Here is a 12,099-nt window from a genome sequence, read left to right as displayed (position 1 = left end):
CTTCCTTAAATTAAATGCCTGATTCGTTTTGTTCGCGGGCCAGACGTCGTTCCTGAGCCTGCTTCTGCAAAATGTAGCGGGCCAGCAATTGGCGCTGGGCATCGGTCGGGTATTCGAACTCGGTGCCGACGTCGTAGCCGTCGCCTTTGCGATCGCAATGGGTAACCCTGGCTCGGAGCAACAGGCCGAGGGCTTGCGGCATCAGCACCAGTTTGACCGACAGGTGTGCGTCCTCGGCAATGGGTGTCGGATGCTGAAACTCGATCCCGCCTTCGGAAATGATCACCGGCTGCGGCTCGCCGATCTGCCCGAGCACGGTGATTGCAATCACCTGGCTGAGCAAATCGATGCGTTTATTCTGGGATTTCAGGAATGCGGCGAGATTCCGGTCGCGCTCGCTGATCTGGCGCAACAGATGTTGCGACTCGAATTCGCTAAGGTGCAGTTCGCTGAGCAAGTTGAACAGAGGGGAAGCATCCTGCAACACTTCCTGGCCTGCGGCTTCGGGAGCGGACAGGGGCCGAATTTCCAGTGCGATCGTGTCCTCGATACGGTAGTATTCGCGGCGATCTTCTTCATCTAATGTCGACATGGCGAACCCATGGTAGCGGCGGTGGTCTGAGTGTAAAGCTGGTTATCGACCCCCGCCACAAGGACGTTCCTTTTCCCTCCGAACAAGCCCCGACATGTTCAGACCTCTCTTCGTATTTATTGGCACGCGTTATACCCGTGCAAAGCGTCGCAATCATTTTGTGTCATTCATTTCCCTGACCTCGATGATCGGACTCGCCCTTGGCGTGGTCGTGATGATCGTGGTGCTTTCGGTCATGAATGGCTTCGATCATGAGATGCGCACCCGCGTGCTGGGCATGGTGCCCCACGCGACCATCGAGTCCGGTGAACCGATCAGCGACTGGAAAAGCCTGGCCGCCAAGGTCAAGCAGAACCCGCAGGTGATGGCCGTTGCGCCGTTTACCCAGATGCAGGGGTTGCTGACCAACAACGGCAAGGTTTCCAAAGTCCTGCTCAATGCCATCGATCCTGCGCTGGAACGGCAGGTCTCGATCATTGATAACTTCATGCAGCAGGGCAAACTCGACGACCTGGCGCCGGGCAGTTTCGGCATCGTCATCGGTGACAAGGCCGCGGCCAAGTTGGGGGCGGCGATCGGCGACAAACTGACGTTTGTGGCGCCGGAAGTCACCGTGACCCCGGCCGGGATGTTCCCGCGCATGAAACGCTTTACCGTGGTCGGCATCTTCCATGTCGGCGCCGGTGAGCTGGACGGCTATCTGGGCATCACCAATCTGCAGGATCTGGCCAAGCTGCATCGCTGGAAACCGGATCAGGTCCAGGGCATCCGCCTGAAGTTCGACGACCTGTTCCAGGCGCCACGCGTCGCGTGGACCCTCGCCCAGCAACTTGGCGAAGACCATTTCTATGCCCGCGACTGGACGCGCACCCACGGCAATCTGTATCAGGCGATCCGCATGGAAAAAGCCATGATCGGTTTGCTGTTGCTGCTGATCGTCGCTGTTGCCGCGTTCAATATCATTTCCACGCTGGTGATGGTGGTGAACGACAAGAAGGGCGACATCGCGATTCTGCGCACCCTTGGCGCCACGCCGGGGTCGATCATGGCGATCTTCATGGTGCAAGGCACCGTCATTGGTGTGGTCGGGACGCTGATCGGCGCCGTCGTCGGGATCTTCGCCGCGCTGAATGTCAGCGCTGCGATCTCGGCCCTCGAAGGTCTGATCGGGCACAAATTCCTCAACGCCGACGTGTACTTCATCGATTACCTGCCGTCGCAAGTGCAGAGCCAGGATGTGTTGATGGTCTGCGCCGCCGCGTTGGTCCTGAGTTTCCTCGCCACCCTGTATCCAGCCTGGCGTGCCGCGCGCACCCAGCCTGCGGAGGCGCTACGTTATGAGTGAGTTGGGCATGAGTGATAAAGCAATCTTGAGCTGCCGCAACCTGGGCAAATCCTACGAGGAAGGCCCGGAATCGGTAGAGGTTCTGGCCGGTCTGCAACTGGAGCTGCATCCGGGTGAGCGCGTGGCGATTGTCGGTACGTCGGGCTCGGGCAAAAGTACCTTGCTCAACCTGCTGGGCGGCCTCGATACACCGACCAAGGGCAGTGTCTGGCTGGCCGGTGAAGAGCTGTCGGCGCTGAACGAAAAAGCTCGCGGTTTACTGCGCAATCGGTCGCTGGGTTTCGTTTACCAGTTCCACCACTTGCTGCCTGAGTTCAGCGCGCTGGAAAACGTCTGCATGCCGCTGCTGATCGGCAAGACGGCTATCCCGCAAGCGCGTCAGCGTGCGACGGCATTGCTGGAGCGGGTAGGGCTGGGCCATCGTCTGGAACACAAACCGTCGGAACTGTCCGGTGGTGAACGTCAGCGTGTGGCCATCGCCCGCGCCCTGGTGAACAAACCAGGCCTGGTGATGCTCGACGAGCCGACCGGCAACCTCGATTCCCACACCGCCCAGGGCATTCAGGATTTGATGCTGGAACTCAGCACCTCGATGCGCACGGCGTTCCTGGTGGTGACTCACGACATGAACCTGGCCCGCCAGATGGATCGCGTCCTGCATTTGCAGGAAGGTTACCTGACGCCCATCTGATTGGCCGAAACCCGGCGTACTGAACAGTACGTCGGGTCTTTTATTTTTATACGGTGCCCAGCGAATGTTCAGACCGTTATCGATCTTTATCGGCGCGCGCTATACCCGCGCCAAGCGCCGCAATCGCTTTGTTTCCTTCATCTCGATGACCTCGATGATCGGCCTCGCCCTGGGCGTGCTGGCGATGATCGTGGTGTTGTCGGTCATGAACGGTTTCCAGCGTGAAATGAGCTCGCGCATCCTTGGCATGGTGCCTCACGCGACTATCGTCGGCGTCAATCCGATCGACGATTGGCAACCCGTCGCCGCGGCGGCCATGAAGAATCCTGAAGTGACGGCCGCCGTGCCGTTCACCGAGATGGAAGGCATGCTGTCCTACAAGGGGACAATGCAGCCGATCCAGGTCAGCGGTGTCGATCCGGCGCTGGAAGGCAAGGTGTCGATCGTTGCCCAGCACATCGTTCAGGGTCGTCTCGATGCCTTGAAGCCGGGAGAGTTTGGTGTGGTGATCGGCGAGATCACGGCTCGACGCTTCCGCTTGAACGTTGGCGACAAGATCACCCTGATCGTGCCGGAAGTCAGCACTGCACCGGGCGGCATCACCCCGCGCATGCAGCGGTTGAACGTGGTCGGCGTGTTCAAGGTCGGCGCCGAACTGGACGGTTCCATGGCGCTGATCCACGTGGCCGATGCCGCGCAGATGCAGCACTGGACGCCGAATCAGGTACAGAGCGTGCGCCTGGCGGTAAAGGATTTGTACGCAGCGCCGCAGGTTTCCAGCGATATTGCTGGCGGGCTGGGCACCGCTTACAAGGCTGATGACTGGACTCATACACAGGGCAGTCTGTTCAGTGCGATGAAGATGGAAAAAACCATGATCGGTTTGCTGTTGCTGATGATCGTCGCCGTGGCGGCGTTCAACATCATCGCAACCCTGATCATGGTGGTGAACGACAAAGGCGCGGACATCGCGATCCTGCGCACCATCGGCGCCACGCCGCGGCAGATCATGGCGATCTTCATGGTGCAGGGCACCGTGATCGGGGTTGTCGGTACGTTGATTGGTGGTGTGCTCGGCGTGATTGCGGCGCTGAACGTCAGTGAGCTGGTGGGCTGGATGGAGCGGGTCAGCGGGCAGCACATCTTCAGTTCCGACGTGTACTTCGTCAGTAACTTGCCGTCCGAACTGCAGGGGGCGGACGTGGTGTTGATCTGCTCCGCCGGGTTCATTCTGAGCTTCCTCGCCACCGTTTACCCTGCATGGCGTGCGGCGAAAGTCGAGCCGGCTACCGCGTTGCGGTATTCGTAAGCCACTTATGATCGTCCCCACGCAGAGCGTGGGAACGATCAGGTTCGCGGCAATTCGATCACAAACCGCGTCCACCCGTTATCCGATTCGCAACGAATCTGCCCGCCATGGGCGCGGATGATTGACTGAGTGATCGCCAACCCCAATCCCGCATGTTCACTACTGCCTTCCTGGCGCGCCGGATCAGCCCGGTAGAAGCGATCAAATAAACGCGGCAGCAATGCCCCGTCAATTCCGTCGCCGCTGTTCTCGACGGTCAGGCTCAAGCACTTAGGCTGATCAACAATTCGCACCCGAACCTCACCTTCGACCGGCGTAAACCGCAACGCGTTGTCCAGCAAATTGGAAAGCGCCCGCCGCAACATGCTGCGATCGCCTTCCATGCGCGCACTGCCTTCACGACTCAACCTGACCTGAGCGTCCTCCGCCAACGGCGCAAAAAACTCCAGCAATAGATCCGCTTCTTCCGCCAGCTCCAGCGGTTCGCGCTTGGGCATCAACAACCCGTGGTCAGCCTTGGCCAGGTACAACATGTCGTTGACCAGTTGCGCCATCCACTGCAGTTCTTCGAGATTGCTGTGCAGTGCTTCTCGGTAATCCTCAATGGGGCGTGGGCGGGTGAGGGTGACCTGGGTGTGGGTCAACAGGTTCGACAACGGCGTGCGCAATTCATGGGCGATGTCGGCGGAGAAGGCCGAGAGCCGCTGAAAAGAGTCGTCAAGGCGTCCGAACATGGCATTGAAGTTGTGGGCCATTTCCGCGAGTTCTGGCGGCATGTTTTCTTCGGGCAAGCGTGCATTGAGCGATTGCGCTGAAACGCCGCTGGCGACCGCGCTCATGCGCCGTAACGGCCGCAACCCACTGCGCGCGGCCCAGGCGCCGAGCAGGGCGGTGGCCAGTGCCGACAAACCGACTGTCAACCAGATCAGGTGCTGCATGCGTTGCAGAAAGTGCTGGTGATGGGTGATGTCCAGCAGCAAGGTCAACTTCGGCGAGTCAGGCTTGTCGAGGTACAACGGAGCGTTGAGGACGCGGTAGTCGGTACCTTCGCTGCTCACCGTGGACAAACCCGCTTGGGAAGGCAATGCCTGGGGCAGGTGCGTTGAGCTGTCATACCAGCGCTTGCCGTCGCTGCCGGTGATCCGCAGCGACAGATCGGCCTGTCGGCTCAATTCGTCGGCCAGTTTGACTTCGCTTTCACTCGACTGAATGTCATGAAGTGCCCGACGCAAACCAATCAACTTGCCGTCCAGCAACTGTTGATCGAGTTCAACGAAATGCGCTTCACTGGCCCGGCTGAACAACACCCCGGCAAACAGCGACACCACGGCGGTGCACGCCGCAAACAGCAGCGCCAAGCGACTGCTTAACGAAAGTCGACGCATCAGGCGGGGCGCTCTTCAAGGACGTAACCCATGCCACGCACGGTGTGAATCAACTTGTTGGGGAATTCATCGTCGATCTTGAGGCGCAAACGACGGATCGCCACTTCGATGACGTTCGTGTCGCTGTCGAAGTTCATGTCCCAGACCTGGGAAGCGATCAACGACTTGGGCAGGACTTCGCCTTGCCTGCGCAGGAGCATTTCCAGCAGGGCGAATTCCTTGGCCGTCAGGTCGATGCGCTGACCGCTGCGTTCTACCCGGCGACGGATCAGGTCCAGACGCAAGTCCGCCAGTTGCAGGCTGGTTTCCTGAGGTGTGGCGTTACCACGGCGCAACAGGCTGCGGACCCGGGCCAGCAGTTCGGAGAAGGCGAACGGTTTGACCAGGTAATCGTCGGCGCCCAGTTCGAGGCCGTGGACCCTGTCCTCCACTGCGTCTCGCGCGGTCAGAAACAGTACCGGCGTGTCGAGGCCGGCACCGCGCACCGCTTGCAGAATCTGCCAGCCATTTCGACCGGGCAGCATCACATCAAGGATCAACAGCGCGTAATCGCCGGTCAGCGCCAATTGTTGGCCGGTGCTGCCGTCCGCTACCAGTTCAGTATTGAAACCGGCTTCGGTCAGGCCTTGGCGCAAGTAGTGGCCGGTTTTCGGTTGGTCTTCGACGATCAGCAGTTTCATGGGCGACTCGAGGCAAATGGAACGAACGCTTTATACCGTGGGCGGGGTTAATACAGGTCAACCTGACAAAGTTGTAATCTGGATGTCAGGTTGCGGGCAGTCGCCGCAGTTTAGAGTTTTCCACAGGCTGAACCCTATCTTGTTGGAGTACGACTATGTTTTTGCGCAAATCACTGGTGCGCGTCGCGTGTTTGCTGGCGCTGAGCTCGCCGGCGTGGGCTGCCCCGGCGCATACCTACGACTTCGGTCAACCGGCCCCGGCGGCCAAGGCGACTCGCAGCGTTGAATTCGTCATGGGCGACATGTCGTTCACGCCCAAGGCGATTGATATCAAGGCCGGTGAGACGGTTCGCTTTGTACTGGTGAATAAAGGCCAGTTGCTGCACGAATTCAACCTCGGTGATGCGGCGATGCATGCCAAGCATCAGCAGGAAATGATGAAGATGCAGCAGAGCGGCATGCTGATGCCTACAGGCCTGAAGGAAATGGACCACGGCGCAATGGCCGGTATGGGGCATGGAATGAAGCACGACGATCCCAATAGTGTGCTTGTTGAACCGGGCAAAACCGCCGAGCTGACCTGGACCTTCACCAAGGCCACCAATCTGGAATTTGCCTGCAACATCCCCGGTCATTACCAGGCCGGTATGGTCGGCAAGTTGACTGTCAGTCAGTAAGCACTCAAAGGCGGGAGCAAAGGCTGGTAGAATCCGCTGATTCTTCAGTCAGGTTTCCGCCATGCATCCCGCAGCCGAACACTCGCCGCTGGGCAAATCCAGCGAATACATCGCCACCTACACGCCGTCCTTGCTGTTCCCGATCCCGCGCACCGCGAAATGGGCCGAGCTGGGCCTGACGGCTGAAACCCTGCCATACAAGGGCGTGGACTTCTGGAACTGCTTCGAGCTGTCGTGGCTGTTGCCGTCCGGCAAGCCAGTGGTGGCGATTGGCGAATTCAGTATCCCGGCGGATTCGCCGAATATCATCGAATCGAAGTCGTTCAAGCTGTATCTAAACTCCCTGAACCAGACACCGTTTGCCGACACCGCGAGCCTTGAAGCGACGTTGGCCAAAGACCTGTCGGCCGCTGCCGGTAAACCTGTTGGCGTGCGGATTCGCAGCCTGAAGGACGTCGAGGCCGAAGGCGTCGTGGCGTTGCCGGGTGTGTGCATTGATGATCTGGATATCAGCGTCAGCAACTATGAACATCCGCGTCCGGAACTGCTGCGTTGCGATCAATCACGCATCGTGGAGGAGAGCGTGCACAGTCATTTGCTCAAATCCAACTGCCCGGTCACCAGTCAGCCGGACTGGGGTAGTGTGGCGGTGGAATACCGTGGTGCGGCGCTGGATCACGCGAGTTTGCTGGAATACATCGTGAGCTTCCGTCAGCACTCGGACTTTCATGAACAGTGCGTGGAGCGGATTTTTCTCGACCTGCAACGGTTGTTGAAGCCGGAGAAATTGACGGTGTATGCGCGGTATGTGCGGCGCGGTGGGTTGGACATCAACCCGTATCGCAGTACTGAAACCGTGCAGTTGCCGAACAATCGGCTGGTCCGCCAATAACAATCCCCTGTGGGAGCGAGCTTGCTCGCGATGAGGCCGGCACATCCAATAGTGATGTTGGCTGACACTCCGCCATCGCGAGCAAGCTCGCTCCCACAGGGGTTGTTGCACATCCCGGATATGAAAAAGCCCCGCTATCACTAGCGGGGCTTTTTTATATCTGGCGGGTTCAGATCCCCATATTGGCCAGGGCTTGCACGATGTTGCGCAAGGTACCGGCAAGGGTCGGGTGTTCGATTTCGAAGCGCTCGACGGCCAGGTTCACATTGTCGGAGAGGCTGGAGTCCTGGGTTTTGGTTTCCAGCTCAATTTCCAGTTCGATCTGTTGCATCAGCGCGTGCAGGTCTTCGCGCTCGGCTTCGGTCAGCGGTGGATTCTGTTCCAATTGCTCGCGCAGAGTATTGAGCTGTTGTTGCAGTTCGCGGGCAGGCATGGCGTTCTTCCTTTTATCGATAGGCACTGGCATAGACCGCAGCAGCACGCCAAAGGTCTATGGCTTGACCTTTAGATTAATCCACTCGCGCGCAACCTGCATGATCTCGATCAGGGCTTTTCGCCCTTGAGCCGGCGCAGGCTGATGTCGGCCAGGCAGGTGTCGAGTTCACCGAGGTGATCGATCACCGAATGCACACCCAGACCGAACAGTTGCACCGTTGCCTTGCCGCGTTTGAATTCCCGTTCCTGCTGAGTCAGCGCCTGCCAGTCGTTGGGCGCCAGGCCGCAGAGTGAGCCACAGGACGCCAGCCCAATCGTCCACAATCCGGCATTGAGCCCCGCTTGCAGCAATCGTGGTTCGCCGCTGACCAGCACACAACCCTCCAGTCGGTCGACATTCAACGTCATTAGGGCTTGCCAACAGGCATGCGGTGCCGGCCATGGATTGTTTGTTTCGGGGTGTTGCGAGGGTTTGATCCATGAAGGCAAGGCAGCGGCCAGGGAATGGCTGAGGGCAGGGGGGAGTTCATCGAGCCAGGCACAGGGAATCTGCTGATGTTGCAAGCTGCGCAGGCTATCCAGCGCGCCGGGCGTGGCCTCGGCATGTATGGCAGAGGGGATGCCCTGTGCGCGTGTGCGGGCACCGAAATCCACCAGGCAACCACTGAGGCCGAATAGGACGGCGGTCAGGCTGGGCGCAATGTGGGGCAAGGTTTCGGCGTGCGGCATATCAACGTCCCTGAAATAGCCTCAAGGCTAGGGGGCGACGGTGACAGTTGAGTGACACTGATGTGAATCGCTCACAATCATCACGAATGATCCGTAGGCTGCCTCGCACGGTGCTGCCTTAAGCGGCTTTTCCGTCTTATACTAACCAGCTTTACGCTTGGGCCAAGCGCCCGCGCCAGTACAATCCAAGGAGTTTTTCTATGCGCTGGAGCAATCATCTCGCTCAGCTTTGTGTGTTTACCAGCGTATTGCTGGTTCCGTTCGTTGCCCAGGCAGCCTCGGAAGACGACCCTTGGGAAAGCATCAACCGCCCGATCTACAAATTCAACGATGTGCTCGACACCTATGCGCTGAAGCCTTTGGCCCAGGGCTATCAGTTCGTGACGCCGCAGTTCCTGGAAGACGGCATCCACAACATGTTCCGCAACGTCGGTGATGTCACCAACCTTGCCAACGATATCTTGCAGGCCAAACCGGCCGCCGCTGGCGTCGACACCGCGCGCTTGATCTTCAACACCACGTTCGGCCTGCTGGGCTTTATCGACGTCGGCACCAAAATGGGCCTGCAACGCAATGACGAAGACTTCGGCCAGACCCTCGGCTACTGGGGCGTAGGCAGCGGCCCGTACGTGATGCTGCCGCTTCTGGGCCCAAGCACCTTGCGTGACGCGCCGTCCAAGTATGTCGACGGCTACACCGGCCCGTACCCGTACATCCACGACGTGCCTGTGCGTAACTCGATCTTCGGCCTGAACATCGTCGACACCCGCGCCAGTCTGCTGTCGAGCGAGAAGCTGATCAGCGGTGACAAGTACATCTTCATCCGCAATGCGTACTTGCAGAACCGCGAATTCAAAGTCAAAGACGGCCAGGTCGAAGACGATTTTTGATCTCGACCGGTAAAACGAAGAAGGCGGCCAGTGGGCCGCCTTCTTTCGTTTGGCTTCCGGGACCGGTTTGGCTCATGGGTTTGAACCTTCCATTACGTTACGGTTTTGCCTGTTCTTATAACTCCAGGTGATTTGAAATGGAAAGACGTCAAGCGACCATCGGCGTGAGCTTGAAACGCCCCGCGGATGGGAGTACCGTCTGCGCCTTAGAAGGGCACTTCTGGTGTACCTGTGTGTAGGGCAAATGCTCGAAAACAGTGCAGTAGAGAGGCTAGAAAGCGAATCCAGTAGTGTGAGCCGGGACAAAGCCCCTGCCTGCTACGCCAACCTAATTCTGGCGCCGTTTGCCCACATGCCAAAAACCAGTGCCACGCTGCTGATAATCGATGATGACGAAGTAGTGCGCGCGAGCCTCGCGGCCTACTTGGAAGACAGTGGTTTCAGTGTCCTGCAGGCCAGCAATGGCCAGCAGGGTCTTCAGGTATTCGAGCAAGACAAGCCCGACTTGGTCATCTGCGATCTGCGCATGCCGCAGATGGGCGGACTCGAACTCATTCGCCAGGTCACCGAGCTGTCGCCACAAACCCCGGTGATCGTGGTTTCGGGCGCCGGCGTGATGAACGACGCGGTCGAGGCCCTGCGCCTGGGCGCAGCGGACTACCTGATCAAGCCCCTCGAAGATCTGGCTGTGCTCGAGCACTCTGTGCGCCGGGCTCTGGATCGTGCGCGCCTGCTGCTGGAAAACCAGCGCTACCGCGAGAAGCTGGAAAAGGCCAACCGCGAGCTCGCTGCCAGCCTGAACCTGCTCCAGGAAGACCAGAACGCCGGTCGCCAGGTGCAGATGAACATGCTGCCGGTCAGCCCCTGGACCATCGACGAGTTCCAGTTTGCTCACCAGATCATCCCCTCGCTGTACCTGTCGGGTGATTTCGTCGACTACTTTCGGGTCGACGAGCGTCGGGTAGCCTTCTACCTGGCGGACGTTTCCGGTCATGGCGCCTCTTCAGCCTTCGTTACCGTGCTGCTGAAGTTCATGACCACGCGCTTGCTGTTCGAATCCAAGCGCAGCGGTACATTGCCGGAATTCAAGCCTTCAGAGGTCCTTGGTCATATCAACCGAGGCCTGATCAGTTGTAAGCTGGGTAAACACGTCACAATGGTCGGTGGAGTCATCGACGAGGAGACAGGTTTGTTGACCTATAGCATCGGTGGTCATTTGCCGTTGCCTGTGTTGTACACGCCAGACAGTGTTTGTTATCTGGAAGGGCGTGGTCTGCCGGTGGGCCTCTTCAATGAAGCCACCTACGAAGATCATGTACTGGAGCTGCCGCCGACATTCAGCCTGACGCTGATGTCCGATGGCATTCTGGACCTTTTGCCAGAACCTACACTCAAAGAAAAAGAAGCGGCTTTGCCCCAACGGGTCAAGGCAGCGGGCGGCAGCCTGGATGGTCTGCGGCAGGTTTTTGGATTGGCCACGCTAGGGGAGATGCCGGATGATATCGCCCTGTTGGTGTTGAGCAGGAATCTTTAATGAGTACCGGTAGAATCCAGTTCGCCGAGCAGGATGGCACCTTCGTCCTGAAGTTCGTCGGTGAAGTTCGCCTGACCCTGTGTTCGGCGTTGGATGCGACTATTGAGCGGATCTTCACGGCGTTGAACTTCAACGCGATCGTGATCGACCTGACCGAAACCCGCAGCATCGACAGCACCACCCTTGGTCTTTTGGCCAAGCTATCGATCCTGTCGCGGCAAAAGGTCGGCTTGCTGCCAACCGTCGTCACCACCCACGAAGACATCACCCGTCTGCTGCAGTCCATGGGCTTCGAGCAAGTGTTCAACATCGTTGACCGCCCGATCCCGTGCCCTGAGTGCCTGACCGACCTGCCAGACCAGGATCAGTCCGAAGAAGTGGTGCGGATCAAAGTGCTCGAAGCGCACAAGATCCTCATGGGGCTGAACGACTCCAATCGTGAAGCGTTTCACGATCTGGTGAACGCCCTCGAGCGTCACTGATTCCATAAGCGACTGCACACAAAAAAGGGCGAACCTGTGAGGGTTCGCCCTTTTTGCGTTTGCTCTTATTGGATCACAGCTTGGCTTGCAGCAATGCTTCGAGTTTTTCCTGGTCGCGAGCGAACTGACGAATACCTTCAGCCAGTTTCTCGGTCGCCATCGCGTCCTCGTTGGACAACCAACGGAACTGCGCTTCATTCAAGTTCAAGCGAGCTTCACCGGCATGACCCGGGGCCAATTTGCGCTCCAGCTTGCCAGTATCCGCCGCCAGCTTATCAATTAGATCCGGGCTGATGGTCAGACGGTCGCAACCGGCCAGTTGCTCGATCTGATTCAGGTTACGGAAGCTCGCGCCCATGACCACAGTCTTGCAGTCATTGGCCTTGTAGTAGTTGTAGATGCGCGTCACCGACTGCACGCCCGGATCATCCGCGCCGGTGGAGTCGTTGCCGTTGGCC

At 58.7% G+C, this 12,099-nt stretch carries 14 protein-coding genes; 8 read left to right on the top strand and 6 right to left on the bottom strand.

Translation table 11 applies throughout. The features are described 5' to 3' along the window. Positions 1-10 precede the first annotated feature (10 nt). Positions 11-592, bottom strand: coding sequence for a PilZ domain-containing protein (locus WLY71_RS15905; protein WP_223431976.1), 582 nt, complete (start codon positions 590-592; stop codon positions 11-13). 94 nt (positions 593-686) lie between these two features. On the opposite strand from WLY71_RS15905, the gene WLY71_RS15900 reads away from it, so the two are divergent. The 3 genes from WLY71_RS15900 to WLY71_RS15890 all read left to right on the top strand — a co-directional run bounded on the left by WLY71_RS15900 (position 687) and on the right by WLY71_RS15890 (position 3,937). Next, positions 687-1,937 (top strand): lipoprotein-releasing ABC transporter permease subunit, encoded by a 1,251-nt coding sequence (locus WLY71_RS15900; protein WP_347804294.1) that lies wholly within the window; start codon positions 687-689, stop codon positions 1,935-1,937. A 7-nt stretch (positions 1,938-1,944) separates the two neighbouring features. Next, the gene (gene lolD / locus WLY71_RS15895; protein ID WP_347804293.1) at positions 1,945-2,628 is read left to right on the top strand and encodes a lipoprotein-releasing ABC transporter ATP-binding protein LolD; all 684 of its coding nucleotides are present in this window, start codon (positions 1,945-1,947) and stop codon (positions 2,626-2,628) included. A 64-nt stretch (positions 2,629-2,692) separates the two neighbouring features. After that, complete coding sequence (locus tag WLY71_RS15890; protein WP_347804292.1) at positions 2,693-3,937, top strand: lipoprotein-releasing ABC transporter permease subunit; 1,245 nt, start codon at positions 2,693-2,695, stop codon at positions 3,935-3,937. 38 nt (positions 3,938-3,975) lie between these two features. Here the strand turns inward: WLY71_RS15890 and WLY71_RS15885 are convergent, their stop codons facing one another. Beyond that, positions 3,976-5,322: a heavy metal sensor histidine kinase gene (locus WLY71_RS15885; RefSeq protein WP_347804291.1), complete on the bottom strand. Its 1,347-nt coding sequence runs from the start codon at positions 5,320-5,322 to the stop codon at positions 3,976-3,978. Continuing rightward, positions 5,322-6,002, bottom strand: coding sequence for a heavy metal response regulator transcription factor (locus WLY71_RS15880; RefSeq protein ID WP_347804290.1), 681 nt, complete (start codon positions 6,000-6,002; stop codon positions 5,322-5,324). Before WLY71_RS15880 ends, WLY71_RS15885 begins: the two co-directional genes overlap by 1 nt. Positions 6,003-6,157: 155 nt before the next feature. On the opposite strand from WLY71_RS15880, the gene copI reads away from it, so the two are divergent. Then, complete coding sequence (copI, locus tag WLY71_RS15875; RefSeq protein ID WP_347804289.1) at positions 6,158-6,679, top strand: copper-resistant cuproprotein CopI; 522 nt, start codon at positions 6,158-6,160, stop codon at positions 6,677-6,679. Positions 6,680-6,740: 61 nt separating this feature from the next. Next, positions 6,741-7,571, top strand: coding sequence for an NADPH-dependent 7-cyano-7-deazaguanine reductase QueF (queF, locus tag WLY71_RS15870; RefSeq protein WP_347804288.1), 831 nt, complete (start codon positions 6,741-6,743; stop codon positions 7,569-7,571). A 169-nt stretch (positions 7,572-7,740) separates the two neighbouring features. Here queF and WLY71_RS15865 read toward each other — a convergent pair whose 3' ends face one another. Further along, positions 7,741-8,004: a DUF4404 family protein gene (locus tag WLY71_RS15865; RefSeq protein WP_129442940.1), complete on the bottom strand. Its 264-nt coding sequence runs from the start codon at positions 8,002-8,004 to the stop codon at positions 7,741-7,743. A 110-nt stretch (positions 8,005-8,114) separates the two neighbouring features. Next, entirely contained in the window at positions 8,115-8,735 is a 621-nt protein-coding gene (gene pcrP / locus WLY71_RS15860) for an HAD superfamily inactivated hydrolase PcrP (RefSeq protein ID WP_347804287.1), read from the bottom strand. A 200-nt stretch (positions 8,736-8,935) separates the two neighbouring features. Here pcrP and WLY71_RS15855 point away from each other — a divergent pair, with 200 nt between their 5' ends. The 3 genes from WLY71_RS15855 (at position 8,936) to rssC (ending at position 11,641) form a co-directional block, all read left to right on the top strand. Then, complete coding sequence (locus WLY71_RS15855; RefSeq protein ID WP_347804286.1) at positions 8,936-9,625, top strand: MlaA family lipoprotein; 690 nt, start codon at positions 8,936-8,938, stop codon at positions 9,623-9,625. Positions 9,626-9,977: 352 nt separating this feature from the next. Further along, complete coding sequence (gene rssB, locus WLY71_RS15850) at positions 9,978-11,159, top strand: two-component system response regulator RssB (RefSeq protein ID WP_347804285.1); 1,182 nt, start codon at positions 9,978-9,980, stop codon at positions 11,157-11,159. Next, a complete protein-coding gene (gene rssC, locus WLY71_RS15845; protein ID WP_007935262.1) occupies positions 11,159-11,641 on the top strand; it encodes an anti-sigma factor antagonist RssC in 483 nt (160 codons plus the stop codon). The genes rssB and rssC overlap by 1 nt, the downstream gene beginning before the upstream one ends. Before the next feature lie 73 nt (positions 11,642-11,714). Here the strand turns inward: rssC and WLY71_RS15840 are convergent. Further along, on the bottom strand, positions 11,715-12,099 hold a 385-nt coding region (locus tag WLY71_RS15840), incomplete at its 5' end, for a transaldolase family protein (protein ID WP_347804284.1).

It is taken from the genome of Pseudomonas rossensis, assembly GCF_039888995.1.
Lineage (GTDB): Bacteria > Pseudomonadota > Gammaproteobacteria > Pseudomonadales > Pseudomonadaceae > Aquipseudomonas > Aquipseudomonas rossensis.
Note: the sequence above shows the minus strand (reverse complement) of the source record. Positions and strands in the feature narration are given on the sequence as shown.